22 protein-coding genes are annotated in these 26,695 nt (G+C 64.5%); 8 read left to right on the top strand and 14 right to left on the bottom strand.

The window, feature by feature from the left end; all coding sequences use genetic code 11:
- Positions 1-23 precede the first annotated feature (23 nt).
- Positions 24-821, bottom strand: a complete 798-nt coding sequence (locus MST27_RS00530) for a class I SAM-dependent methyltransferase (RefSeq protein ID WP_243604054.1) — start codon at positions 819-821, stop codon at positions 24-26.
- Positions 822-947: 126 nt separating this feature from the next.
- Between MST27_RS00530 and rsgA the strand changes: the two genes are divergently transcribed.
- On the top strand, positions 948-1,979 hold the full coding sequence (gene rsgA, locus MST27_RS00535; RefSeq protein ID WP_243604055.1) for a small ribosomal subunit biogenesis GTPase RsgA: 1,032 nt from the start codon (positions 948-950) through the stop codon (positions 1,977-1,979).
- Between the two features lie 12 nt (positions 1,980-1,991).
- Here the strand turns inward: rsgA and motB are convergent, their stop codons facing one another.
- The gene (motB, locus tag MST27_RS00540) at positions 1,992-3,020 is read right to left on the bottom strand and encodes a flagellar motor protein MotB (protein ID WP_243604056.1); all 1,029 of its coding nucleotides are present in this window, start codon (positions 3,018-3,020) and stop codon (positions 1,992-1,994) included.
- Between the two features lie 9 nt (positions 3,021-3,029).
- A complete protein-coding gene (gene motA, locus MST27_RS00545; protein WP_243604057.1) occupies positions 3,030-3,881 on the bottom strand; it encodes a flagellar motor stator protein MotA in 852 nt (283 codons plus the stop codon).
- Positions 3,882-4,039: 158 nt separating this feature from the next.
- On the opposite strand from motA, the gene MST27_RS00550 reads away from it, so the two are divergent.
- From MST27_RS00550 to MST27_RS00570, 5 genes are all read left to right on the top strand, one after another.
- Positions 4,040-5,557, top strand: coding sequence for an HDOD domain-containing protein (locus tag MST27_RS00550; protein ID WP_243604058.1), 1,518 nt, complete (start codon positions 4,040-4,042; stop codon positions 5,555-5,557).
- A gap of 45 nt (positions 5,558-5,602) precedes the next feature.
- Complete coding sequence (locus tag MST27_RS00555) at positions 5,603-6,418, top strand: rhodanese-like domain-containing protein (protein ID WP_243604059.1); 816 nt, start codon at positions 5,603-5,605, stop codon at positions 6,416-6,418.
- 11 nt (positions 6,419-6,429) lie between these two features.
- A complete protein-coding gene (gene asd, locus MST27_RS00560; protein ID WP_243604060.1) occupies positions 6,430-7,326 on the top strand; it encodes an archaetidylserine decarboxylase in 897 nt (298 codons plus the stop codon).
- 154 nt (positions 7,327-7,480) lie between these two features.
- On the top strand, positions 7,481-9,286 hold the full coding sequence (locus MST27_RS00565) for a molecular chaperone (protein WP_243604061.1): 1,806 nt from the start codon (positions 7,481-7,483) through the stop codon (positions 9,284-9,286).
- A gap of 63 nt (positions 9,287-9,349) precedes the next feature.
- Entirely contained in the window at positions 9,350-11,416 is a 2,067-nt protein-coding gene (locus MST27_RS00570) for an EAL domain-containing response regulator (protein ID WP_243604062.1), read from the top strand.
- Positions 11,417-11,490: 74 nt separating this feature from the next.
- On the opposite strand, the gene serB is transcribed toward MST27_RS00570, so the two are convergent.
- The gene (serB, locus tag MST27_RS00575) at positions 11,491-12,705 is read right to left on the bottom strand and encodes a phosphoserine phosphatase SerB (RefSeq protein WP_243604063.1); all 1,215 of its coding nucleotides are present in this window, start codon (positions 12,703-12,705) and stop codon (positions 11,491-11,493) included.
- 179 nt (positions 12,706-12,884) lie between these two features.
- Between serB and MST27_RS00580 the strand changes: the two genes are divergently transcribed.
- The gene (locus tag MST27_RS00580) at positions 12,885-14,420 is read left to right on the top strand and encodes an AhpA/YtjB family protein (protein WP_243604064.1); all 1,536 of its coding nucleotides are present in this window, start codon (positions 12,885-12,887) and stop codon (positions 14,418-14,420) included.
- A gap of 56 nt (positions 14,421-14,476) precedes the next feature.
- On the opposite strand, the gene MST27_RS00585 is transcribed toward MST27_RS00580, so the two are convergent.
- From MST27_RS00585 to nudF, 9 genes are all read right to left on the bottom strand, one after another.
- A complete protein-coding gene (locus tag MST27_RS00585; protein WP_243604517.1) occupies positions 14,477-15,148 on the bottom strand; it encodes a PqiC family protein in 672 nt (223 codons plus the stop codon).
- A 207-nt stretch (positions 15,149-15,355) separates the two neighbouring features.
- Positions 15,356-17,614 (bottom strand): DNA topoisomerase IV subunit A, encoded by a 2,259-nt coding sequence (parC, locus tag MST27_RS00590; RefSeq protein WP_243604065.1) that lies wholly within the window; start codon positions 17,612-17,614, stop codon positions 15,356-15,358.
- Complete coding sequence (locus tag MST27_RS00595) at positions 17,611-18,138, bottom strand: retropepsin-like aspartic protease family protein (protein ID WP_243604066.1); 528 nt, start codon at positions 18,136-18,138, stop codon at positions 17,611-17,613. The genes parC and MST27_RS00595 overlap by 4 nt, the downstream gene beginning before the upstream one ends.
- On the bottom strand, positions 18,135-19,127 hold the full coding sequence (locus MST27_RS00600) for an esterase-like activity of phytase family protein (protein ID WP_243604067.1): 993 nt from the start codon (positions 19,125-19,127) through the stop codon (positions 18,135-18,137). Before MST27_RS00600 ends, MST27_RS00595 begins: the two co-directional genes overlap by 4 nt.
- Positions 19,124-21,010: a DNA topoisomerase IV subunit B gene (gene parE / locus MST27_RS00605; protein WP_243604068.1), complete on the bottom strand. Its 1,887-nt coding sequence runs from the start codon at positions 21,008-21,010 to the stop codon at positions 19,124-19,126. Before parE ends, MST27_RS00600 begins: the two co-directional genes overlap by 4 nt.
- Before the next feature lie 18 nt (positions 21,011-21,028).
- On the bottom strand, positions 21,029-21,646 hold the full coding sequence (locus tag MST27_RS00610) for a YqiA/YcfP family alpha/beta fold hydrolase (protein ID WP_243604069.1): 618 nt from the start codon (positions 21,644-21,646) through the stop codon (positions 21,029-21,031).
- A 132-nt stretch (positions 21,647-21,778) separates the two neighbouring features.
- Positions 21,779-22,594: a 3',5'-cyclic-AMP phosphodiesterase gene (gene cpdA, locus MST27_RS00615; RefSeq protein ID WP_243604070.1), complete on the bottom strand. Its 816-nt coding sequence runs from the start codon at positions 22,592-22,594 to the stop codon at positions 21,779-21,781.
- A gap of 146 nt (positions 22,595-22,740) precedes the next feature.
- The gene (locus MST27_RS00620; RefSeq protein ID WP_243604071.1) at positions 22,741-23,187 is read right to left on the bottom strand and encodes a DUF1249 domain-containing protein; all 447 of its coding nucleotides are present in this window, start codon (positions 23,185-23,187) and stop codon (positions 22,741-22,743) included.
- The gene (nudF, locus tag MST27_RS00625) at positions 23,184-23,801 is read right to left on the bottom strand and encodes an ADP-ribose diphosphatase (RefSeq protein ID WP_243604072.1); all 618 of its coding nucleotides are present in this window, start codon (positions 23,799-23,801) and stop codon (positions 23,184-23,186) included. The genes MST27_RS00620 and nudF overlap by 4 nt, the downstream gene beginning before the upstream one ends.
- A gap of 225 nt (positions 23,802-24,026) precedes the next feature.
- Between nudF and MST27_RS00630 the strand changes: the two genes are divergently transcribed.
- Positions 24,027-24,755, top strand: a complete 729-nt coding sequence (locus MST27_RS00630) for a DUF3298 and DUF4163 domain-containing protein (RefSeq protein WP_243604073.1) — start codon at positions 24,027-24,029, stop codon at positions 24,753-24,755.
- A gap of 48 nt (positions 24,756-24,803) precedes the next feature.
- On the opposite strand, the gene thiC is transcribed toward MST27_RS00630, so the two are convergent.
- On the bottom strand, positions 24,804-26,684 hold the full coding sequence (gene thiC / locus MST27_RS00635; RefSeq protein ID WP_420864205.1) for a phosphomethylpyrimidine synthase ThiC: 1,881 nt from the start codon (positions 26,682-26,684) through the stop codon (positions 24,804-24,806).
- Positions 26,685-26,695 lie beyond the last annotated feature (11 nt).

The following is a 26,695-nucleotide window of genomic DNA, read 5'->3' on the forward strand; positions in this document are numbered from 1 at the left end:
GCTCCTTGGCTGTGCCGCGCAGTTTAGCCGTTCGCACCCGGACCGTCAGGTGCCGCTGCATGCCCTGGCCGCCAGATCAGCAGGCGCGAGCGGCGCAAGTCGTCGACCGGCAGTACTTCCTCGGCGGGCACGCCCGGTACCTCGAAGCTGTTGCTGATCAGCAGCGCGCCCGGGCGCATTTCGATGCTGGCCTTTTCCCAGAGACGCGGCATCGGTGCGGGCGAGAGAAAGCAGTAGACCGCGTCGTAGCGGCCTAGCGGCTCGCGCCAGAGGCTGCGCATGCGCACGCTGCAGTTGCGCCGGGGCAGGCAGCGGAGCCAACAGATGAGGAACGATAGCGGCGCTGTCTCGACGCCGACGAAACTGGCCGTCGGGTAAGCGCGCGCCAGGCGCAACAGGCTGCCGCCGACACCACAGCCCAGGTCGACGAAACGAAAGCCGTCACCCAGCCGCGCAAGCCGCTCGGCCAGAACCCGCTCGGTGGCCGGTCCCGTGAGGTAGAGCGGCACCCGCTCAACCAGTGCATTCCAGTTCAGCAGCAACAGCACCACGAAACCGATCAGCGGCACCCAGGGCGGCAGCGCGTAGTTCTGCATCAGCACCAACCCGGGATTGATCGGCCACCACCAGCCCGACAGCCCAAGCCGCTGACCGATCAATGCGGCCAGCAGACCCTGGATCAATGAGGCCACCAACAGCGTGACCTGGACGCCCAGCAGCCGGGCGGAGGCGAACAGCAGCAGCCAGCACGCCATCAGGGCACACAAATGACTGAACAACGCCAGCAGCGCAGGTGTTCGAACGGGAGCCAGCTTCGTCATGGACCATGCGCAACCGAGAGGACAGAGGCGAAGTCTAACCCTGCAACGGCGCGGCTTACAGGCCAGCGTCCGGCGGTGATCGGCATGCTAGACTCGCAGCCCTTTCCAACCCGAGCTCCCAAGCACATGGCCAAACGCCAACTCAACCGCCGGCAAAGCTGGCGCATCGAGAAAATCCAGGAGGAGCGTGCCGCCCGTGCCGCACGACGCGAGTCGCGGGTCATTGAGGAGCTCGAAGGGGGCGACCTGGGCCCTGAACAGACCGGCCTGGTGATCGCTCACTTTGGTGTGCAGGTGGAGGTCGAGGCGCTGGACGGCGACACCCGCGGCCAGGTCTTCCGTTGCCACCTACGTGCCAACCTGCCAGCGTTGGTAACCGGCGACCGGGTGGTCTGGCGACCCGGCAACCAGGGTATCGGCGTGATCGTCGCGCAATTGCCGCGCCATTCGGAGCTATGCCGCCCCGACAGCCGCGGCCAGCTCAAGCCGGTCGCGGCGAACGTGGACTTGATCGTTATCGTCTTTGCGCCGCTACCCGAGCCCCACGCCAACCTCATCGACCGCTATCTGGTCGCCGCCGAGCACGCCGGCATCGCGCCGCTGTTGCTGCTCAACAAGGCCGACCTGATCGACGCACAGAACAAGCCAGCCCTCGACGCCCTGCTATCGGTCTATCGGACCCTCGGCTACCCCCTGATGGAAGTGTCGGCTCATGAGGGGGAAGGCATGGACGCCCTCAAGCGCCGGCTCGACGGGCAGGTCAGCGTCTTTGTCGGGCAATCGGGCGTTGGTAAGTCGTCGCTGGTCAACAGCCTGCTTCCGGGCGTGGACACCCGCGTCGGCGCCCTGTCGGAGATGACCGGCAAGGGCACGCACACGACGACCACGGCTCGCCTGTTCCATTTTCCGGGCGGCGGTGAACTGATCGACTCACCCGGTATTCGCGAATTTGGCCTCGGCCATGTCAGCCGCGCCGACGTGGAGGCCGGCTTCATCGAATTCCAGGACCTGCTTGGCCATTGCCGCTTCCGCGACTGCAAGCATGATCGTGAACCCGGCTGCGCCCTGCTCAGGGCGCTCGAAGAGGGTCGCGTCCAGCCGCAGCGGATGGCCAGCTACCGGCACATCATCAGCGGCCTGCAGGAACCGGACTACTGACCGGCCACTTGGTCACTCGCCAGCCGGCTGATCGAACTGCAGGACGCCGTCCTCGAAGATGTTCAAGCGCTCGCGCAGCGCCCCCGGTGGCAAGGGGTCGGCGCTGCCGGCCGGAGGCAGCGCGCCCGGCGAGGCGGGCGGCGCCGGAGTCTGCGGTGCGCCCGCCGGCGCGGCCGCCTCGTCCGGGGCTTCGGATTGCTCGCCCTCGATGTTGCGCTGCGCCTTCTTGGTCAAGACCAGGATGTCGATGCGACGATTCACCGGATTGAGCGGATTCTCACGGTCGAACAGCGCCGAAGAGGCATAGCCGACCACGCGAGCGATCTGCTCCTCGGGATACCCACCGGCGACCAGCGCCCGTCGGGCCGCGTTGGCGCGCCCGGCCGACAGCTCCCAGTTGCCGAACTCACCGCGGCCCGAATACGGCTTGGCATCGGTGTGACCGCTCACGCTGATCTTGTTCGGCACGGCCCGGATGGTGTCGGCCATCGCCAGCAGGATGTCTTCGAAATAGGGCTGCAGCTGTGCGCTGCCCAGCGCGAACATCGGCCGATTCTCGGCGTCCATGATCTGAATGCGAAGCCCGTCCTGGGTAATCTCGAAGAGGATCTGGTCCTTGAAACGCGTCAGCTCGGGGTTTTCATCCACCTTGTTCTGCAATTCCTGCAGCAACAGCTCCAGCCGCTCCTTGTCGAGCTGCTCGGCCAGGTTCTCGACCTGGTCCGGCGCGATGGTCGCCTCGGTCTGCTGCGGCTCGATGTCGACCTGCTCGTTGAGCGTGCGATCGGGCGCCGGCGTGGGCGTGCCGCCCAGGTCGATGACGTAGGGGCTCGCGCTCTCGGTGAAGCCGATCGGGTCCTGGAAGTAGCCGGAGATCGCCCGCTTCTGCTCGGGCGTGGCTGAACTCATCAGCCACATCACCAGGAAGAACGCCATCATGGCCGTCGCGAAGTCGGCGAAGGCAATCTTCCAGGCGCCGCCGTGATGGCCGCCAGCGGTTTTCTTGATCCGCTTGACGATGATTGGTTGGTTATTGTCCATCGTGATTCTTTAGCTGCCACGCATGGCTTGTTCGAGTTCGGAGAAGCTCGGCCGATGCGCCGGCAACAGCACCTTGCGCCCGAACTCGACCGCCAGGGTCGGCGGCATGCCAGACGCCGATGCCACCAGCGTCGCCTTGATGCTTTCGTACAGGTTCAGCTCCTCCTTGGCGTCGTGTTCGAGGGCGCCGGACAGCGGGCCGAAGAAGCCGTAGGACGCGAGGATGCCGAGGAAGGTCCCGACCAGCGCGGTGGCAACCTTTTCCCCGATTTCGGCGTTGGTCGCCGAGGCCAGAATCGACATGGTGATCACGATGCCCAGTACCGCCGCGACGATACCCATCGCCGGTAGACCGTCAGCGATCTTCGCCACCGCATGCGAGGGGTGCTCCAGCTCCTCCTTGAGGCCCGCCAGTTCCATGTCGAACAGGCCTTCCAGCTCGTGCGGCGCCATGTTGCCGGACGACATGATGCGCAAGTAGTCGCAGACGAAGGCGGTCATGCGCTCGTCCTTCAAGACCGAGGGGTACTTGCTGAAGATCGGGCTGGCCTTGGGGTCTTCCACGTCGGCCTCGATCGCCATCATGCCTTCGCGGCGGCTCTTGTTGAGGATTTCGTAAAGCATCCCCAGCACTTCCAGGTAGAACTTGTGGGTGAAGCGATGGCCGAACATCTGCAGCGATTTCTTGAACACGATCTTGGTCGTGCTGCCCGGGTTTGCCTGGAGGAATCCGCCCAATGCCGCGCCGCCGATGATCATGACCTCGAAGGGGTGAATGAGCGCCCCGACCTTTCCGCCAGACAGGATGAATCCGCCAAGCACACTGGCGAATACCACGATGATGCCGATAATTTTTGCCATAGGTGGGTACGTCTAGAACCTGGTCACGGGAGGAGCCTGAGCGCGCGCCATGCAGTCGCACAGAGCGCCGGGCGGGCAGATGAAAAGAATTGTTCTGGTTATCGGAACTTTTGCGCCAGACTAAAGGCCATCCCGATGAAATGCTAGTTCGGCGACCTATGACCACGACCCCGCTCCCCCGCACGCTACCGGCCTGGATCAAGGCGCTAGACGCCGTTGTCCTGCCGGCTTTTGCCGATGCTTACACGCAGGTCCAGCGCGCGCTTCGCGACAGCAGCCAGTCGATGCGACAGATCTCCGAGCTGATCCAGGACAGCCCGGTCATGGCGTTGAACGTGATCCGCGAGGCGAACCGGGATGCGGCGGCGGCCAACAAGCCGGCCGAAAGCCTGGAAGTCGCGCTAAGCCGTATCGGCCTCAAGCGGGCCGAAGCGCTGTTCCAGCGCATTCCAGCTGTCAAACCGAGCGAGGTACCCGCGCCCCTGCGGCAGCTGATGCTGATCAGCCAGCACGCCAGCCAGCAGGCCAGCGGGCTGTTCGCCGCCCGGCTCGCCCGCCTCTGGCAGGAGATTCACTGGAGCAGCCTGCTGTTTCTCTCGCCGATCTGGACCCTGGTCGCCGCCCACCCCGAGCTGCTCGAGACCTGGGAACAACGCGTGCTGGTAAACGGCGAACCGGCACCCAAGGTCGAGCAGGAGCTGCTCGGCATCTCGCTGCTGGACCTGTGCATCGCCATCGCCGAGCACTGGGCACTGCCCGGCTGGATCGCGCTGGGCTACCGGCTACTCCGCGAGAACCGCCGGATGCTGATCAAGGCGCTGCATATCGCACGGGACAACGAGCATCCCCTGCACCAGCAACAGATGCTCGATGCCGATCCGGAATTGCGCCGCTGGCTGACCCTGCCCAGCAACACCATCGTGCTGGCGAACGGGTTGGCCCTGTCGTCTCATCACAGCTGGAGCGGCATCCATAGCCTGCGCTGGCAGCGTCTCGCCGGGCTTTACCTGCAGGTTCCGCTGGGAGAATTACAACAACTGGTTCACCAGCAGGCGGCCGCCAGCGCCCAGGCCATCGGCCCCACCGAACTCTGGCATCCGGCGCAGGGGCTGTTGTGGCCCTGGGACAGCCAGTTCCAACAACCGCGCCGGGTCGAGGCGCCTGCCGCGCAGGTGCAGGTGGAGCCATGGCGCGCATTGTGCCGGGAGTTGCTCAGCGAGCGTTCGCCCTACGGCAATGTGCTGCAACTGAGCGCGACGGCTTGCCAGGCGCTCGCCGCGGCCGGCCTTTCGCGCGTTCTGCTGATGCTGGTCGACCGCCGGCAGAACCGCTTGGTCGCTCAGCAGGCCAGCGGCCTCCCGGAAGCCGCCGCGCGCGCCACGCTCGACCCGGAGCAGAGCCAGGTTCTGCGCCGCCTGCTGGAGAAGCCAGCCCTGCTGCGCCTGAACCCTGGCAACGTCGCGCAGTTTTCAGCATTGCTGCCGGGCACCCTGAAAACTCTGTTTCCCGGCGAACATGTGCTGTTGCGCTCGATCGGCCTGGACGGGCGCGTCGTGATGCTGGTAGTTGCCGATCAGGCCAATGCCCCCTTGAGCGACGCATCGGTGCAGGCCTTCGGCAAGACCGTACAGTGCATCGAACGGGCACTGGCGACGTTCAGCAAGCGCGGCCGTTAGCTTTTTAGCTAGACTGCGCCCTTTCGAGATCAGTCGAGGCCCGACGTGTCCGTCTTTTCAAATCTGCCACTGGTGATAGAGCCGGCCGATCTGGCCGAACGCCTCGAAGCGCCCGAGCTCATCCTCGTCGATCTGACCAGTGCCGCGCGCTACGCCGAGGGCCACATCCCCGGCGCCCGTTTCGTCGACCCCAAGCAAACCCAGCTCGGTCAGCCGCCGGCCCCCGGCCGCGCACCGACTCGAACCCAGCTCGAAGCAGTCTTCACCGCACTGGGCCATCGGGTCGATGCGGTCTACGTGCTGTATGACGACGAGGGCGGCGGCTGGGCTGGCCGCTTCATCTGGCTGCTCGACGTCATCGGGCATCGGCACTACCACTACCTCAACGGCGGCCTGCACGCCTGGCTGGCGGAGCAGCGACCCTTGTCCCGCGAGGTCCCCGCTGCGGCCAGCAACGCGGTCTCCTTGACGCTGGACGATGCGCCGACCGCCACCCGCGAATACATTGAAAGCCGGCTCGGCGCCGCCGACCTGGTGATCTGGGACGCCCGCTCGCCCGAGGAGTACCGCGGCGAGAAGGTGCTGGCGGCACGCGCGGGGCATATCCCCGGAGCGGTCAACTTCGAATGGACCGCCGGCATGGACCCGTCACGCGCACTGCGCATCCGCGAGGACATCGCCGAGCGCCTGCAGGCCCTGGGTATCAGCCCGGACAAGGAAATCATCACGCACTGCCAGACCCATCACCGGTCCGGTTTCACCTACCTGCTGGCCAAGGCGCTCGGCTATCCACGGGTCAAGGGGTACGCCGGCTCCTGGGGCGAATGGGGCAACCTGCCCGACACCCCGATCCAGCAATGAAAAGGTCATCCATGAAAGATCGCTTGTTCGTCATCAGCCAATACCTGCTCCCCCACCATCTGGTTTCCCGCATTGCCGGCTGTCTTGCCGAGTGCCGCCTGCCCTGGGTGAAGAACACCTTCATCAAGGCGTTCATTCGTCATTTCGGTGTACCCATGCACGAGGCGCAGATCGAGGAGCCGACCGAGTACGAGCACTTCAACGCCTTCTTCACCCGCGCCCTGAAAGATGGGGCCCGCCCGCTTGACCCGACACCCGGCGCGATCCTCAACCCGTGTGATGGCGCCATCAGCCAGCTCGGCACTGTCGAGCAGGGCCGGATCTTCCAGGCCAAGGGCCACAGCTACAGCGTGATGGAGCTGCTGGGTGGTGACCACGAGCGGGCCGCACCCTTCATGGGCGGCAGCTTCGCCACCGTCTACCTTTCGCCGAAGGACTACCACCGCGTGCACATGCCGGTGGCCGGCACCCTGCGCGAGATGGTCTACGTGCCAGGGCGGATCTTTTCCGTCAACACCGTGACCGCCGAAGGCGTGCCGGAGCTGTTCGCGCGCAACGAGCGCGTGGTCTGCCTGTTCGACACGGAGCACGGCCCGATGGCCATGGTGCTCGTCGGCGCCATGATCGTCGCAAGCATCGAGACGGTATGGGCCGGCCTGGTCACCCCACCCAAGCGCAGCCTGAAGACCCTGCGCTACGACGAGGCGGCCCGCGCCCCGATCCATCTCGACAAAGGCGCCGAGATGGGCCGTTTCAAGCTGGGCTCCACCGTCATCCTGCTGTTCGGTCCGGATCAGGTCCGCTGGGCCAAGGAACTGACGGCACTCACCCCTGTTCGCATGGGAGAGAGCCTCGGCCAGGCTGCAGCAGCGCCGCTCATACCTGAGGCCGATTCGCTGCAACCCTGACGGCACCAGTGGTCGGTTACGGCTGACCCAGCCGACCAGGTCCGCTATGATGCGGCGAGATTGCAAAATGCCATCATCGGCAGACCTCAGCGCAGGAGTGCTGCTAGAGTTTCAAGAGGCCTGACGCCAGGGTCCATGTCGCGGAGTTTGTAGCGTGGAAAACCACAGCCAACCATTGCTGTTGCGCGTACCGAAGCCGGACCGGCACGAGCTGTCGTTCTGCGAGCCCACGGTACGCGACCTCAAGCGCTGGCTGGGCGGCCTGCCCAAAGCGAATCTCGGCGAAACCGCGAGACTGCTGTACCAGGCCATGCTCGAACTCAACCAGCTGCGCGCCTCGACCCAGGGCCGGCTACAACTGCTCGAAGTGCTCCGCCCGGAAATCCACTACGTCTGCCGGCAGCTCGAACGCTACTACCTGAACCAGCCCATCGTTCTCAGCGAGCGCCCTCGCAAGGTGGCGAGCCTGTGCCAGGCACTGCAGAACCACCTGGCGATCGGCTACAAGCTGATCTCTGTCGATCTGGTGTCGCAGGCCGGCCGCGACCGCCTGCAGATGTTGACGATCGCCCTGCAGCGCGCCATCCATACGCTGTCCGCGATCCTGGTTCGCTCGACCCAGCTGTACAACCCGACGCCGGACGGACTCTGGCTGGAGTTGCACCAGCTGCACGCCATGGCGGTCGAGGAAGGCGTTCACCGCACGGTGGTCCGTGATGAGCTGGCCTACCAGACCGAAGGCCTGAGCGCCGAGCAGAGCTACATCGTCGCCTTGATGATCGGCAGCGCCCGATGCAACCAGATGCGCCAGCAGAACATCGCCCGCCTCGCCGAAGTCATGGAACCCTGGAGCCGACTCATCCGCCTGCAACCGGTGCAGCAAGCCTCGACGCTGTTCGCGGTGTCGACCCGTACCGACGCACCGCCGCGCTACCGCACCATGTTCAGCACTGACGAGCTGCCCTATCTGCTGGGAATCGACCCACACCTGCTGGTGGAGTCGCTACGCAAGCATCTGCAGGCCGAACCCGGCACCCGCCCGCCGCCCGGCCTGGTCGTGCCCGAGGGCCTGAGCATGGACCTCATGCAGCATGTCAGCGCGGCCTGGGGCGATGTGTCGGAACGCAGCTTTCAGCGCACGCCCGCGCAGGGGCACGTGGAGTTGTGCATCGGCATGACCGCGCTCCATTATTTTCTCGCCGGAGGCCGCCTGTTCGCCGACCTGCTCAAGCACCCCGAGGCCGCCCGCTCGGCCGTGTTCAAGCTCAACAACGCCACGCCCGACGTCTGGTCGACGGCGTTCGACGCCCAGAGCCGCTCGGATATGGAGCTGCTACCGACCGAACACATCGAATTCGTCTCGGCCACCGAGACCCGCTCCGATGCCGAGGAAAAGCCGGCCGAGTGCCCCTATCCGACCTACCGCGTACAACTGATCAACCACAGTCCGGGCGGCTTCTGCCTGTCCTGGTCCGGCGAGGTGCCGGCGCAACTCCAGGCCGGCGAACTGCTCGGCCTGCAGGACGGAACCAGCCAGAACTGGAGCGTCGCCGTCGTCCGCTGGATTCGACAGGTCCGAGGTAGCGGACCGCAGATGGGCGTGGAACTGATCGCCCCTTATGCCCAGCCCTGTGGTGTCCGCCTGCTGCGCAAGGTCGAGCAGGGCAGCGAGTACTTGCGGGCGCTGCTGCTTCCGGAAATCCGCGTCATCTCGCGCGCCGCGACACTGATCGTGCCACGCCTGCCTTTCCAGGAAGGCCAGAAGGTCCAGGTGAACCAGAACGGCGAAGAACACCGCGCCATGCTGTGCCATCGCCAGGCCAGCTCCAACAGCTACAACCAGTTCGAATACCAATTGGTCGGTGCCGGTACCGGCAGCCAGGAGACCCCGATCACAGGCCGTGGAAGCGAGCCGCCGGCGGGGGCCGAAGATTTTGACTCGCTCTGGAAGTCGCTGTAGATTGCGGCTCACCGTTCTTTTAGCCCTACGCGCCGCCCAGGGCGCGCCCCAAAGCTGCTGCCCATGGCCCCGCAAAAGAAAACCATCCGCCTGCTGATCCTTGAGGATTCGCAGAATGAAGCCGAGCGACTGGTCAGCCTGTTCCGCAATGCCGGCCAGGCGACGCGCGTGCATCGTCTCACCTCCAGCGAAGACCTGGCCGATGTGCTGCAGCAGACCTGGGATTTGCTGATCAGTGCACCCCGCAGCGAGAATCTGGAGCCCAGCGAGGCCATCAGCGCGGTGCGCAAGCAGGGCAAGGATATCCCGATCATTCAGCTGATCGAGGGCAACGACGCCGAAGCCATCACCGAAGCCTTGATGCTTGGGGCCCAGCGCGCACTGCCCCAAGGCGAGGACGAGTGGCTCGTGCTGATCGCCAGCCGCGAACTGGCCAACCTGGAGGACCGACGCGCGCGCCGCTCCGCCGAGCTCGCGCTGCGGGAGGCGGAGAAGCGCTGCCAGCTCCTGCTCGATAGCTCGGTCGATGCCATCGCCTATGTTCACGACGGCATGCACATTTACGCCAACCGCGCCTATCTCGAACTGTTCGGCTACGAGGACGTCGAGGAGCTCGAAGGCATGCCGATGATCGACCTGATCGCGTCCTGCGATCAGGCCGATTTCAAGAGTTTCCTGAAGAATTACCAGAGTATGCAGGGCAGCGCCGAACTGGTCTGCGGTGGCGTACGCGCTGACGGCGGCAATTTCAAGGCCAGCATGCATTTCTCGCCCGCCAGTTATGACGGCGAACCCTGCATCCAGGTGGTGATCCGCGCCGAGAGCGACAATGCCGAGCTGGAAAAGCTGCGTGAAATCAGCAGCCAGGACCTGGTTACCGGCCTGCATAACCGCAATCACTTTCTGGAGCTGCTCGACAACGCCGTCGAGCGTGCGGTCAAGGCCGGCCAGGGCGCCAGCCTCGCCTATCTGCGTGTCGATCGCTTCGCCAGCCTGCAGGCGGACCTCGGCCTGGGCAACTCCGACCGCCTCCTCGCCGAACTGGCGCAGATCCTGCGCGCTCATTTCGCGGACAAGGCTCAACTGGCACGTTTCGGCGATGACGCCTTTGCCGTGCTGGTCACCGATGCCACGCCCGCGCAGCTGGAGCAGTCGCTGACGGCATTGCTGCGCAAGGTCGAGAGTCACCTGTTCGAGATTGACGGCCGCACGATCCAGGCCACGCTGAGCATCGGCGTCGCCGCCCTGGACGAACAGACCGCCAAGGCGCGCGACGTGATCGACCGTGCCCATCGCTGCGCCGAAGAGCTCAGCGACGGCAACGCCCTGAATATCTATAACCCCGCCGATGAGCTGGCAGCCGCAGCCAATCGCGGCGAAGTCATCGCGATGGTCCAACAGGCGCTGGAACAGAACAGTTTCCGCCTCCTGTTCCAGCCGGTCATCAGCCTGCGCGGCGACAGCCATGAACACTACGAAGTGCTGCTGCGCCTGCTCGATCCGCAAGGGGTCGAGGTGCCACCCGGCGAGTTTCTTGGTGCTGCGAAGGACGCCGGCCTGGCTGCGCGCATCGACCGCTGGGTTCTGCTCAATTCGATCAAGCTGCTGGCTGAGCACCGCAGCAAGGGGCACAGCACCCGGCTGTTCCTCCACCTCTCAAGTTCGAGCCTGCAGGACGCCACCCTGCTCCCATGGCTGGGCGTCGCGCTCAAGGCGTCGCGCCTGCCGCCGGATTCGCTGGTCTTTCAGATCGATGAAAATGACGCGGTGGCCTACCTCAAGCAGGCCAAGGCACTGGTACAGGGGCTCACCGGGCTTGGCTGTCGGATCGCGCTTAGCCAGTTCGGCTGCGTGCTCAACCCTTTCAACACGCTCAAGCACCTGAACGTCGATTTCGTAAAAATCGACGGCTCCTATACTCAGGACCTCAGCCGGCAGGAAAATCAGGAAGCGCTGAAACAACTGCTGACCGAACTGCATGAGCAGGCCAAGCAGACCGTGGTTCCCTTCGTCGACAGCGCGACGGTGCTCGCCACGCTCTGGCAAGCTGGCGTCGGCTATATCCAGGGGCAGTATCTGCAGGGCCCCAGCCAGTCGATGGACTACGACTTCTCCTCGGACGACGAATAGGACTGCATGCGAATCACCGGGCCGTCGAGCCCGGCTCCACGATGCGGGGCGTCCCGCGCTCGCCCCTCCGGTAGCTATTCCAGCCCTTCGCGGTCCCTGAATCCCAGCAGGTAAAGAATGCCGTCAAGGCCGAGGGTGGAAATCGCCTGCTTGGCTGACTGCTTGACCAACGGCTTGGCACGGAACGCCACACCCAGCCCGGCCAGGCCCAGCATTGGCAAATCATTGGCACCGTCGCCGACCGCGATGGTCTGCTCGAGCCGCAACCCCTCACGCGCGGCCAGATCGCGCAGCAGGTCCGCCTTTCGCTGGGCATCGACGATGGGTTCCTGCGCCACGCCTGTGAGCTTGCCGTCGACGATCTCCAGCTCGTTGGCATAGACGTAATCGATGCCCAGTCGAGCTTGCAGTTGTCGCGCGAAGTAGGTGAACCCACCAGAGAGGATCGCCGTCTTGTAGCCCAGCCGCTTGAGCTCGGCGAACAGCAATTCGGCCCCTTCGGTCAGGCGCAGGCCCGCCCCCACCTCGGCCAGCGCGCTTTCCGGCAACCCCTTGAGCAGCGCGAGACGCTCCGTGAAGCTTGCCCGGAAATCCAGCTCACCGCGCATCGCGCGCTCGGTGATAGCCGAAACCTGCTCGCCCACGCCAGCCGCCTTGGCCAGTTCATCAATGACTTCCGCTTCGATCAAGGTGGAGTCCATGTCGAACACCGCCAAGCGCCGGTTGCGGCGAAACACCGAGTCACGCTGGAACGCGATGTCGACGTTCAGCTCTTGCGCCACGCTGAGAAATTCGGCACGCAAGGCGGCCGTGTCAGCCGGCTCGCCGCGCACGGAGAACTCGATGCATCCCTTGCCGGCTTCTTCCGGCATGTCGAGCGACTGGCGTCCGGAAAGGCGATCGATGTGGTCGATGTTCAAGCCGTACTTGGCGGTGATCGAGCTCACCCGCTGCAGTTGCTCGGCGGTGACCTTGCGCGTGAGCAACGTCACAATGTGGCGTGGTTTGCCCTGGCCGGACACCCAGTGCTGGTAATCCTGCTCGGACACCGGCGTGAAACGCACCTGCTGGTCCAGCTTGTAGCCGGTGAACAGCACGTCCTTGAGCACGGAGGAGGCGCGCTCGGTGTCCGGGATCTCGACCAGGATGCCGAACGAAAGGGTGTCGTGAATGACCGCCTGCCCGATGTCGAGAATGTTCACGCCGCCATGGGCGAGCACGCCAGTGATTGCCGCGGTCAGGCCGGGACGGTCTTCCCCGGTGATGTTGATCAGGACGATTTCGCGCAAGGCGCAGCTCCCATGGCAAAGAAGGCGGGCATTCTACAACAGCCAGAGGTCCGCCGGATGCGGCTGGACCTGTAGCGGAGCGACCTTGCAATTCGTCAGCTATGAACGCGAAACCTTCAGCCCCTCACGCGGTTTCCGTATACTGCGCGGCACTTTCCTCAAGAGTTGAGCCGCGCTCTGTGAACCGGCCCGCATCCGTCAAACCCGACAATTTCTTCCTGCTGATCTACCGTGCCTTGCGCCAGCGACGTGTCCCGCTGGTTTTGCGGGTGGCCAGCCATACACTTTTGCTGGTCGCGCTGGCGTTGATCATCTATGCCTGGGTCATGGGCATGCAGTTCAAGCACGCCATGGAGCAGCAGGCCGACGCACTGGGCCAGAGCCTCATCACCCAGACCGCCGCCTCGGCGACCGACTTGCTGGTGGCCAACGACATCCTCAGCCTCAATGTGCTGCTGAGCAACCTGGTGAAGAACCCCCTGGTGGCGCACGCAGCGATCTACAGCGTCGACAACAAGGTACTCGCCGAATCCGGTGCTCGGCCGCAGCGTAACCTGCTGGGCGACGAGGAAGGCCTGTACTCCACACCGATCAGCTTTCAGGAGGTCATCGCCGGGCACCTGCGCATCAACCTCGACATGACCCGGTTCCAGCAGCCGATGACCATAAGCCTCCAGAGCATGGGCCTGCTCAGTCTCATCCTGCTGGCATTGACCCTGACGCTGAGCATGCGACTCGGGCGGCAATTGTCGTTGCCGCTGATGCAACTGCGCCTGTGGCTCCGCGACCCTGATGATCCCGCTCCGGGCGCCGGTCGGCAGGACGAGATCGGCGATCTGGCGCGCCAGCTTCAAGCCCGCCTCGTTCCGGAAAAGCCCGAGCCTGAAATCGAACTCGACGAAAGCCTGCAGGATCTGTACTCGGCGCATTTCGACGTGCCAGCCGCAGAAGACGACCATGACATCGAGCTCGACGAGCCTGATGATGAGGATGCCCCCTTCGATGGCGCCAAGCTGCCGTCCATCAAGGCAGAGCTCGACGACAGCGAGGCGTTCGACCCGTTCGACGACAATGCCCCACCGCTCGGTGACGAGCGCACGGATATGCAGGCCGCCCCGCTCGTCCCCAGCCCTGCCGCTGGCAAGACTGGCGTTCTGGCGGTCCAGCTCGGCGCCCAGGAGCAGCTGCGCCGCCTCCCGCGCGAACGGCTGACCGAATTGCTGCAGCGCTACAGCGATTGCCTGCAACAGGCCGCGACCCTCTATCAGGCTGAACTGCATACGCTCGCCGACGGCAGTAGTCTGATGCTGTTCCACAGCCAGGACGACGAGCAGAACTATTTGACCCACGCACTGTGCTGCGGCGAGCTGATGCGTGCGCTGGGCCATGCCCTGCAGATCGAGGTGGCTGACAGCGGCATCACCCTGCAGCTGCAGCTTGGCTTGACCCAGGGCGAGCGGCTCTACGATCTCAGCCAGGGCGAACTGCTGCTCAGCGCGCCCGCACAGGCAGCGCTTGCCATGGCCCAGCACAGTCGCAACCTGCTGCTGGTAGAGCGGGGCATCGGCGAGGACGAACTGATCCGCCAGCGCGCCCGCATCCGCCCGATCGCCAGCCCCGAAGGCGCCTGCTGCGTCGAACGCCTGCTCGAACCCTACCCATCATTGCTGGAACGCCAGCTGGCGCGCATGCACGAGCTCCGCAGCCGGCGCTAAGCCAGCCATTCGTCACTGCGTAAGGAAAGGGCTGCGGCAACGCCGCAGCCTGGACGTCAGAAGCGGAACACTTCCAGATCGGTCCTGATCGGCTCGACTGCCGGGATAGCCGGAGCGCTTGGCTCAGGCGCGCGGGGTGCTTTGGCGGGGCTGCGCTTGGCTGGAGCCTTCGCCACGAGCATCGGCTCGACTGCACCGGCCATCATCTCGCTCAGGCGCTGAAGCAGCAGGCTCTGGGCACGGACCTGGTCGGTCGTGGTGCCGGCATGCTCTTCCTGCAGCCGGACCAGGCGGCTGCCCAGCCGCTTGCCCTGCTTGTCCAGCAGACGCCATTGCGCCTCCAGCACGGCCGGATGTTGCGGGCCGGAGTCCAAGCGGGTGATTTCCAGTTCGATCTGGACGTCAGGCACGAACCCCTTGGCGCCGGGGCTCAGCTCGAGGCTTTGCGTTTGGAGCTGCCCGGCGAGCTGGCGCAGCAGCACTTGATCGATATCTCCCTTCAGGCTGCCAGCCCAGCGAGCATGTTGCGCCTCTTCGCCAAGGCTGCCATCGGGAAGGCGCTGCAGCAGCGCGTCACGTTGCAGATAATCGGCAAGCTTTATCGGCCCCAGCAACACCGAGGCGCCATCGCTCTTCGCTGGCACCTCCACGGCACCGGTGTCCAGACGATACATGGGCACAGGTTGCTGGGTGATGCAACCGGCGAGGCTGGCACAGGCCAGCAGCATGAAGGTTGTGGAGCGCAACACGTTCGTTCTACCTCACACCGTGTGGAGCGACACGCTCGACCCTTGCAGCGCCTGCTGCATCCGGAGCGTCCCGCGAACCGCGGTGCCATGACATTGCCACCGACGGGGCCTCGGTGGCAGGTGGATTCGAAGGTCGCTATCTTCCGTGAAACCGCGGCCAGAAGCCAGCCTCGAAGCCGCGCTGGATCAGCCCACCGTTTCGACCTGCAGCGCATCCACGCGCTGGAAACCGCGCGGCAGTTTGTTGCCCCGCCGCCCACGCTCGCCCTTGTAGTGCTCCAGATCGTCCGCCTTCAGCGAGAGCGTGCGCTTGCCGGCCTGCAAGACCAGCGTGGCGCCCTCAGGCAGGATCGCCAGGTCCGTCAGGAATTCCTCGCGGCTGGCTACGCGATCACCCGGGATGCCAATGATCTTGTTGCCCTTGCCCTTGGCAAGTTGTGGCAGGTCCCGCACCGGGAACACCAGCAGGCGACCCTCGGTGGTCACGGCGGCCAACCAGTCCTGATCCCGGCTCTTCAACGGCCGCGGCGCAACCACCCGGGCCCCGGCCGGCAGCGACAGCAACGCCTTGCCGGCCTTGTTCTTGGCCTGCAGGTCCTCGCCCTTGACCACGAAGCCATAGCCGGCATCCGAGGCGATGACATAGAGCGCCTCGTCCTCGGGCAGCAGCACGCATTCGAAACTGACGCCCGGCGGCGGTGCGAGGCGCCCGGTCAGAGGCTCGCCCTGTCCGCGTGCAGAAGGCAGCGAATGCGCCGCCAGCGAATAGCTGCGACCGCTCGAGTCGATGAACACGGCGTATTGGTTCGAACGTCCGGCGGCGGCGGCGCGGAAGCCGTCACCGGCCTTGTAGGACAATCCTGTAGCGTCGATGTCGTGCCCCTTGGCACAGCGCGCCCAGCCCTTCTCGGAGATAACGACAGTCACCGGTTCGGACGGCAGCAGCTCGTTCTCCGACAGGGCGCGTGCCTCGGCGCGGGCGACGATCGGCGAACGACGATCGTCGCCATAGGTTTCAGCGTCTTCCAGCAGCTCCTTGCGCACCAGCTTTTTCAACTTGGTTTCGCTGCCCAACAGCGCCAGCAACTTCTCCCGCTCCTTGGCCAGCTCGTCCTGCTCGCCACGGATCTTCATCTCTTCCAGCCGCGCCAGTTGACGCAGGCGGGTATCGAGGATGTAGTCGGCCTGTAGCTCCGACAGCTCGAAGCGCGCCATCAGGACCGGCTTTGGCTGATCCTCGGTGCGGATGATGTGGATGACCTCATCAAGGTTGAGGAAGGCGACCAGCAGGCCTTCCAACAGGTGCAGACGCTTCTCGACCTTATCCAGGCGGAACTCCAGGCGACGACGTACGGTGCCGATACGGTAGGTCAGCCACTCGCTGAGCAGCATCTGCAGATTCTTGACCTGCGGTCGGCCATCCAGGCCGATGACGTTGGTATTGACCCTGTAGCTCGACTCCAGCTCAGTGGTCGCGAACAGGTGCTGCATCAGCTCGTCGGCATCGACACGGTTGGAGCGCGGAATGATGACGATCCGACAGGGGTTTTCATGATCGGATTCATCACGCAGGTCTGCCACCATGGGCAGCTTCTTGGCCTGCATCTGCGCGGCGATCTGTTCGAGGATCTTGGAGCCGGATACCTGATGCGGCAACGCGGTGACGACGATGTCGCCATCCTCGACCCGGTAAACGGCCCGCATGCGCACCGAGCCACGCCCGGTTTCGTAGAGTTTTAATAGATCTGCACGCGGCGTGACGATCTCCGCCTCGGTCGGATAATCCGGGCCCTGGATGTGCTCGCAAAGCTGTTCGACAGTGGCCTTGGGCTCGTCCAGCAGACGCACGCAGGCGGCGGCGACTTCCCGCAGGTTGTGCGGCGGCACGTCGGTGGCCATGCCCACGGCGATGCCGGTGGTGCCGTTGAGCAGCAGGTTAGGCAGGCGCGCCGGCAAGGTCGACGGCTCGTCCAGAGTGCCGTCGAAATTCGGCACCCAGTCGACCGTCCCCTGTCCCAACTCGGACAGCAGCACCTCGGAGTAACGCGAAAGCCGCGCCTCGGTGTAGCGCATCGCCGCGAAGGACTTGGGATCGTCCGGCGCACCCCAGTTGCCCTGCCCGTCGACCAGCGTGTAGCGGTAGCTGAAGGGCTGCGCCATCAGAACCATGGCTTCGTAACAGGCCGAATCACCGTGTGGATGGTACTTACCGAGCACGTCACCCACGGTGCGGGCCGACTTCTTGTGCTTGGCATCGGCGTTCAGGCCGAGCTCGCTCATCGCATAGACGATGCGCCGCTGAACGGGCTTGAGACCATCGCCGATATGCGGCAAGGCCCGGTCCATGATCACGTACATCGAGTAGTTGAGATAGGCCTGCTCGGTGAAGTCGGCAAGCGAGCGGCGTTCCACGCCGTCCAGGCTCAAGTCTAGGGTTTCGCTCATGGTCGATCCGTGGCGTGTTGGCGCAGCACCAGGGTGCCGGCGCGCTGTGTGAATTCAAGTTGCTTCAGGGCGCTCATGCCGAGCAGGACCTGGTCACCTTCGAAGCCCGGCGCGACGATCGCCCGTACGCCGGTCAGGTGGATCTCGCCGAGGCTGAGGCTGTCGAGTTCGGTCCGGTATCCGGTGGCCAGCCCATTGGCCGTCTGTAGCGCAACCGGCGCGCCGCGCGGCAACCCCAGGCGCTCTGCCAATACCACCGGAATGGCGACGTCGGTGGCACCGGTGTCCAGCAGAAAAGACACCTTTTCGCCGTTGATGCGACCATCCGCGACAAAATGCCCCTGCACGTTCCCCTCCAGGCGCACTTCGATCTCCTCGCCCTTGACGACCGATACGGGCTCTCGGTTGGGGTTGTAGCGGCTCTGCTCCCAATCGGCGAAGAACCGCGTCGCCAGAAACAACGCCGCCCCCCAGGCCAGCACCAGCATGACGCGGCCGGCACGCCGGCCCGCTGGCTGGCTCACCGCTTGGCACCCCAGCCACCCTTCGGCGCGGCAAGGCGCCAGACGACGGGGCGCTTTTCGCCGTCGGCACGGGTGGCCTGATTGTTGTCGATGCCGATCCAGGCGCTCTGCTCATCGATCCATAACGCCTCGGCGTTGCCGAAGGGCGTGTCGTAGCGGCGATCCTCGGCCAGGGCCGTGTCGGCGTAGGACCAGCACCGCTCGACAGCCCCGGTATCGAGCCGGCGGCGGCAGATCTGGTGAGGTACCGGCTCCAGGGTGAACAGCTTGCCGCCATGGAAGGCCAGACCGGAAAACCGCAGCGGCTGCTCGCCTTCGTCCATGATGGCCGGCGGGGTCTCATGTCCGCCTTCTGCCAGCAATACGCAGCCGCCCGTGCATTGCCAACTGCTCTGATTGCGATGCATGACCAGCAAACCGCGACGGCTATGTTCAGCCGCCAGCCAGAGCCGATTGGCTTCGGGGTCGACCGCGATGCCTTCGAACATGGCGTTGAAACGCAGCAGCATGCCGCTCGCGCGCGCCTGGCGAACCAGGCTGTCAGGCAGGTTGAGCCACTCTGCCGTACCGGCCGGGTTGACCCTGAGCACCGCCGCGTAGGCTTCGCTCACCAGGTACCGATTGCCGAGCCCGTCGCAGCTCAGGCCTTCAAAATCCATCTTACCGCCACGCGCCAGTCCGGTGGCCAGCGAACGCATACGCGTCCCCCAGGACAGCCCGGTCTCCGGCGGCGGCAACAGCTCGAACCGCTCGGCTTCGGCCCGCCAGACGGGTTCGCTGGCGTCGAGGCGGTAGAGCCCTGTGTCATCGCGATCCGAAACCGCCCAGAATGCATCACCGCACCAGGCCATACCCGATAAATGGCCGGCATCCATCCCATCGACGGGATGTTCGCTGACGAGTTCGAGCTCGACCGGCGGCTCGGCAGCCCAGACAGGAGCGGTCAAGGCGGTCAACAGCGCGAGGCGCGCCAGCCAACCCGCCGTCACAGCAGGACCTCAGCCAGGTTGCCCTTGGACTCCAGCCAGCTCTTGCGGTCACCGGCGCGCTTCTTGGCCAAGAGCATGTCCATCACCTCGCGGGTTCCGTCGAAGTCGTCCAGCGTCAACTGCACCAGACGGCGGGTGTTGGGGTCCATGGTGGTCTCGCGCAGCTGCGGCGGGTTCATCTCGCCCAGGCCCTTGAAGCGTGTGACCTGCGGTTTGCCTCGGCGCTTTTCCGCGGCCAGCCGATCGAGGATGCCGTCTCGCTCGGCCTCGTCCAGCGCATAGAAGATGTCCTTGCCCAGGTCGATGCGGTACAGCGGCGGCATGGCGACATAGACGTGTCCGGCGTCGACCAGCGGGCGGAAGTGCCGAACGAAGAGCGCGCACAGCAGCGTGGCGATGTGCAACCCGTCGGAATCGGCGTCGGCGAGGATACAGATCTTGCCGTAGCGCAACTGCGCCAGGTCGGTCGCGCCCGGGTCGACGCCAATCGCCACGGCAATGTCGTGGACTTCCTGGCTGGCGAGCACTTCGCCGCCATCGACCTCCCAGGTGTTCAGGATCTTCCCGCGCAGCGGCATGATGGCCTGGAATTCCTTGTCGCGTGCCTGCTTGGCGGAGCCACCGGCCGAGTCCCCCTCGACCAGGAACAGCTCGGCGCGCATCGGGTCCTGACCGGCGCAGTCGGCCAGCTTGCCGGGCAGCGCCGGCCCTTGAGTGATGCGTTTGCGCTCGACCTTCTTGCTCGCCTTCAGGCGGCGTCCCGCATTGCTGATCGCCAGCTCCGCGAGTTGCAGCCCGAGCTCGGGATGGGCATTGAGCCAGAGGCTGAATGCATCCTTAACGACGCCGGAGACGAATGCAGCGGCCTCGCGCGACGACAGGCGCTCCTTGGTCTGCCCGGAGAATTGGGGTTCCTGCATCTTCGCCGAAAGGACGAAGGCAATCCGCTCCCAGACGTCTTCAGGGGCAAGCTTGAGCCCGCGGGGCAACAGGTTGCGGAATTCGCAGAACTCACGCATGGCATCCAGCAGCCCCTGGCGCAGACCGTTGACATGGGTGCCGCCCTGCGCGGTGGGAATCAGGTTGACGTAGCTTTCCTGCACGCTGTCGCCGCCCTCCGGCAGCCACAGCAGCGCCCAGTCCACCGCCTCCTTGTTGCCGGCAAGGCTGCCGCAGAACGGCTCGTCCGGCAGGCGCGCGAAGGCGCTGACCGCATCGATCAGGTACGAGCGCAGGCCATCTTCGTAGTGCCACTCGACTTTCTCACCGGTGCTCTTGTCCTCGAAGCTGACCTTGAGCCCAGGGCAGAGCACGGCCTTGGCCTTGAGTACATGCTTGAGACGGCTGATGGAGAACTTGGGAGAATCGAAATACTTGGGGTCGGCCCAGAACTGCACGCTGGTGCCAGTGTTGCGCTTGCCCACGCTGCCGATGATGTCCAGCTCGCTGGCCTTGAAGCCGTCGGCGAACGCCATGCGGTACTCATTGCCGTCGCGCTTGACGGTTACTTCGACGCGCGTCGAAAGCGCGTTGACCACCGAAATGCCCACGCCATGCAAGCCGCCCGAGAACTGATAGTTCTTGTTGGAAAACTTGCCGCCGGCGTGCAGCTTGGTGAGGATCAGTTCGACACCCGACACCCCTTCCTCGGGATGAATGTCCACCGGCATGCCACGGCCATCGTCGATGACCTGGAGCGAATTGTCCTGGTGCAGGATCACCTGCACTGAGCTGGCGTGACCGGCCAGCGCTTCGTCGACGCTGTTGTCGATGACTTCCTGCGCCAGGTGATTCGGGCGTGACGTATCGGTGTACATCCCCGGCCGCTTGCGTACCGGGTCAAGGCCGGAGAGGACTTCAATGGCTTCTGCGGTATACGACATGAGCGTCTCGTGATGTCCTTATGAATCGGAAAAATCGAGCTCGGCCAAGCACGCCGGGTCGAAGCCGGCAAAGGCGAGCAGCGCCGGTAGGCGTTCGGCAAAGCCTTGGAAACCATGATCGCCCCCGGCCTGGATCCGCAGCGCGCAGCCGCGATAGAAATCGGCGGCGTGCCGATAGTCGAGGGTTTCGTCGCCAGTCTGCAGCCAGACCTGATAGCGCTCGGCATCCTCAGGTGGCGCCACCTCCAACTCCGCCAACGCGGCGACATGATCGTCGGTCAGCTGCCAGACCTCACCGGTGTAGAGATTGGTCTGCGGGCCCAGGTAGCCGTCGAAGCGGCGATGTGGCGTAACGGCTGGGTTGATCAGCAATGCCTTGAGGCCATGACGCTCGGCAAGGTGCGTCGCATAGTAGCCGCCCAGGGAGCTGCCGACCAGCAAGGGACGGCCCAGCTCAGCGATTCCCGCCTCCAGTTGCGCAATGGCCTGGCGCGGATGGTGATGCAGAGCCGGCACCCTCAGGCGGTCGCTCGCCCCCAACCGCTCCATCGCCTGCATCAGCTGGCGGGCCTTTTGCGACTGTGGCGAGCTGTTGAGGCCGTGCATATAGAGAATGGCGGGACGTTCGCAGGTCATGCTGGCTCGCTGAATGAAAAAGACGGAGAAGGCTACAAGGCGAGACGCAAAGGCTGCAAGCTGGATGGCTGGCGAGATCCAGGCGGGGCGCCAGCACCGCGCCGGTGCCGGCAACCTGACAGGTACCGCGCCTCAATAACCCTTGACGCTGTAGTCGACCTCGAAATCGATTCCAACCACCCGCGAAATTCCCGTGTCCAGACGTCCATCCGCATGCAGCCGCAGCCAGCGATACCCCGGGGCGCGGGTGTCCACGTCGAAATCCTCGCTGCCTGGCGTGAATTGCACACCGGTCGAAGGCGTCGCCAGGAGGCGAACCCCCTCCCGGGCCGCATCGAAGGCCTGGTGAATATGGCCCCACAGCAAGGCTTTCACCCCAGGGTGACGATCCACCACCTCGAACAGCGCATCGCGATTGCGCAATCCGATCTTGTCCATCCAGCGACTGCCGATGGTAACGGGGTGATGATGAAGGCAAATCAGATGATGGCGATCAGGCGCCTCCCCCAGCGCACGATCCAGCAGCTGCAGCTGATCCTCGCGCAACATGCCGTGCACCGAGCCAGGGACGAGGGTGTCGAGCATGACCACGCGCCAGGCGCCGATATCCAGGACGGGTTGCATCAGGTCCGTATCGCGGCTCGCCTCGCGCATGATGGCCAGCTCGTCGTGATTACCGGGGCACCAGCGAGCAGGCGCCTGGATACGTTCGGACAGTGTCCGAAACCGCTCGTAGGATGCCAGCGAGCCGTCTTGCGATAAATCGCCGGTTGCCAGGACCAGATCGATGCCCGGTTGCTCGGCGAGCACCAGGTCCACCACCCGCTGCAGGCTGTCCGCCGTGTCCATGCCCAGCAGCTTGCCGCCGGGATTGCCGAACAGATGGCTGTCGGTCAGCTGCACCAGCAGTACCGAATCTTTTTCAGCAGTAAGGGGCGCAACAGCCACGACCCGTCTCCTTTGGCGAATTCGCGGGAGAATTATGGTGGCTCGCCATGATGGGGGTAAACCGCATGATGCGGGCATGCATCACAGATCAGCTTGCGAACGAGACTCATGGCGCATTGACATCGCCTAACCAATCACAGGAGAGCTCAGAGAACCGGCTCGAGCTCGTGACCACAAGCCAGGCAATGGCCGAGCCACTCGCCGAGAAACAGATTGAGCTGATTCTTCTCGTCGGGTTGATGCATCTGCGCATTGGGATAGCTGTAGATCCCGCGGAAACGCCGGGCGTTTTGCGCGCTGACCACTTCGGCCATGCGCGCGTCGTGATAGACCCGCACCTCCATCTGAGGCACGGGCAACCAGGGCAGGCAATCCTGTTGGCTGATCTGCACGGTCGTGGTGTAGGGGCAGCTTTCAACGACCCTGAGCGCCAACACGCCCAGCAGACGTTCCCCCTGGCTCAGGGCAATGCGCCGGACCTCGGACTGGCTGCGCATCCCCGGCAAGAGACGCATCAGCCGTAGGTAGTTGGCTTCGCAAGCAGCCTGCAACTCTCGCAGGTCTACCCGATATCGTTCGCGGGTTTTCCTCATGACCACGCCCCTCTGACTTCGTCCCGGTTCAGCGCCAGCCACTGCAGGGCGATGATGCTCGCCGCGTTGTCGATGGTCCCGTCACGTACGGCCTGCAGTGCTCGCTCCAGGCTCCACACGTGGACACGAATGTCTTCGCCTTCTTCGTCCAGGCCGAACACTCCGCCGGCATGGGTGCTGTCGCATCGACCGACATAGAGATGCACACGCTCGGTGCTGCCACCGGGCGAGGGAAAATAGGTGGTCACCGGCCAGAGTTCAGCGACTTCCAGCCCCGCCTCTTCGACAGCCTCGCGGCGCGCGACCTCTTCCGGCTGTTCATCCTTGTCGATCAGTCCCGCCACCAGTTCGATCAGCCACGGGTTGGCGACCTTGCCCACCGCACCGACCCGAAACTGCTCGATCAGCACGACTTCGTCGCGCCGCGGATCGTAGGGCAGTACGCATACAGCGTCATGGCGAACGAACAACTCACGCTCCAGTTGCCGCCCCATGGCACCGCTGAACAGCCGATGGCGCAACTGCAGCCGGTCAAGACGGTAAAAGCCGCTGAAGCATTGCTCGCGTTCAACGATCTCGACATCATCCGGACCGGGCTTGAAGGTATCAGTCATGAATAACTCACATTCGGTATCTTCCGTGCCAGCCGCCACGGAAAGGCTGCAACCGTCACAGGGTGAGCGGTCTCTCTGTTGTCATGCTAGCGCGCCGTAACATCTGGCGCAGCCCTTTGCAGACCACAAGCATGGGCAAAAATGCCCGGCTGAAGGCGGTCGAACTTAACACCCGCACCGCACTCGAAACCGCACCTCACGACTCCTGAGCCATGAGACCACACCATGTCGCTTCGTAACACCTTGCCCCTTCTCACGCTTGGCCTGCTGCTTGCCGGTTGCCAGCATTTCCTTTCGCCACCAGCCGTCGAGGTTCGTCAGGTCATCAGCGAGCAGCGCCCCGAAGCCTGCCCGAGGACGGACGAAACCTGCCCACTGGTGAACATCGACACCCAGGTATTTGCCGACGAGCCAGCCCTGAATACGTTGATCGACCATCGTTTACGGCGGATGACCATCAACTCGCCGGAAGCGACCCTGCCCGCCTCACTGGAGACCTACCAGCAGCAGTTCCTGCGACAGGCAGAGCCGGGCTGGAGCAGCTACCTGCAGGCCAAGCTCATCGACCAGCACGATTCGCTACTGGTGATCGAACTGTCCAGTTACCTCTTTACCGGCGGTGCGCACGGCATGCCCGGACGCGGTTTCATCAATTACGACCGCGAGCAGGACCGTGAACTGAAACTGGCCGACGTGCTGCTGCCGGGCAAGGAGGGCGCCTTCTGGCGCGTCGCAGCGAAGGCTCATCAGCAGTGGCTGCTGGATAACGAGCACGACGCCGCCTTCAGCCGTCAATGGCCGTTCCAGCAAACGTCAAACGTCGCCTTTCTGCGTGACCAGGTGCTGCTCAAATACGACGTCTACAGCATCGCGCCCTATTCGAGCGGGCATCCCACGCTGACGATCTCCTATGCCGAGCTCGACGGCATCGTGAAGCCGGCCTATCTGCCGTAGCACACACGCGACAAGGCCTCCCATTGCGGGGCGGCCTCTCCGCTCGGGTCACACCTGCTTGTAGATCAGCGACCCCTGGTCCTTGAAGCGCTCGGCCTGCTCGGCGAACCCGGCCTCGATGGCCTTCTGTTCGTCGGTCAGACCGTTCTCGGCAGCGTACTCGCGTACCTCCTGAGTGATCTTCATCGAGCAGAACTTCGGCCCGCACATGGAACAGAAGTGCGCCACCTTGGCCGACTCCTTGGGCAGCGTCTCGTCGTGGAAGGCGCGCGCGGTGTCCGGGTCCAGGCCGAGGTTGAACTGGTCCTCCCAGCGGAACTCGAAGCGTGCCTTGGACAGCGCGTTGTCGCGGATCTGCGCGCCCGGATGACCTTTTGCAAGGTCGGCGGCGTGGGCGGCAATCTTGTAGGTGATGATGCCGGTCTTGACGTCATCCTTGTTCGGCAAGCCCAGGTGCTCTTTCGGCGTGACATAGCAGAGCATCGCGCAGCCGAACCAGCCGATCATGGCCGCGCCGATGCCGCTGGTGATGTGGTCATAGCCCGGCGCGATGTCGGTGGTCAGCGGGCCGAGGGTGTAGAACGGCGCCTCGTCGCAGCATTCCAGCTGCTTGTCCATGTTTTCCTTGATCAGGTGCATCGGCACGTGACCCGGGCCTTCGATCATGCACTGCACATCGTGCTTCCAGGCGATCTTGGTCAGCTCACCGAGGGTTTCCAGCTCACCGAATTGCGCGGCGTCGTTGGCATCGGCGATGGAGCCCGGACGCAGGCCGTCGCCCAGCGAGAAGCTGACGTCGTAGGCCTTCATGATTTCGCAGATGTCGTCGAAATGGGTGTAGAGGAAATTTTCCTTGTGATGCGCCAGGCACCACTTGGCCATGATCGAACCGCCACGGCTGACGATACCGGTGACGCGCTTGGCGGTCAGCGGTACGTAGCGCAGCAAGACGCCGGCGTGGATGGTGAAGTAGTCCACGCCCTGCTCGGCCTGCTCGATCAGGGTGTCGCGGAACAGCTCCCAGGTCAGGTCCTCGGCGACGCCGTTGACCTTCTCCAGCGCCTGGTAGATCGGCACGGTGCCGATCGGCACTGGCGAGTTGCGAATGATCCACTCGCGGGTTTCGTGGATGTGCTTGCCGGTGGACAGGTCCATGACGGTGTCCGAGCCCCAGCGGATGCCCCAGGTCAGCTTGGCGACTTCTTCCTCGATGGAGGAGCCCAGCGCCGAGTTGCCGATGTTGCCGTTGATCTTCACCAAGAAGTTGCGGCCGATGATCATCGGCTCCAGCTCCACGTGGTTGATGTTGGCCGGGATGATGGCGCGGCCGCGGGCCACTTCCTGGCGGACGAACTCGGGCGTGATTTCCTTCGGGATCGCCGCGCCGAAGCTCTGCCCGGCGTGCTGCTCGGCCAGCAGGCCGGCCTCGCGTGCCTCGGCGAGTTTCATGTTCTCGCGGATGGCGACGTACTCCATCTCGGGCGTGATGATCCCCTTTTTCGCGTAATGCATCTGGCTGACGTTGTGCCCGGCCTTGGCGCGGCGCGGGTTGCGCACATGGGCGAAGCGCATCGCCGAAAGCTCGGCATCGTTGAGGCGCCGCTGGCCGAATTCGGAGGTCAGCCCCGGCAGCTTTTCGGTGTCGCCGCGATCCTCGATCCAGGCGCTGCGCACATCGGCCAGCCCCTTGCGCACGTCGATTTGCACGCTGGGGTCGGTGTAGGGACCGGAGGTGTCGTAGACAGTGACCGGCGGGTTGATCTCACCGCCGAAGGCGGTGGGCGTCACGTCCAGGCTGATCTCACGCATCGGCACGCGGATGTCCGGACGCGAACCCTGCACATAGACTTTCTGCGAACGCGGAAAGGGCTGGATCGACTGTTGATCGACCTGAGCCGACTCACTGAGATTTTGTTGTTCTGCACGCATCAGGCTAGCTC

It is taken from the genome of Stutzerimonas marianensis (assembly GCF_022810315.1).
Lineage (GTDB): Bacteria > Pseudomonadota > Gammaproteobacteria > Pseudomonadales > Pseudomonadaceae > Stutzerimonas > Stutzerimonas marianensis.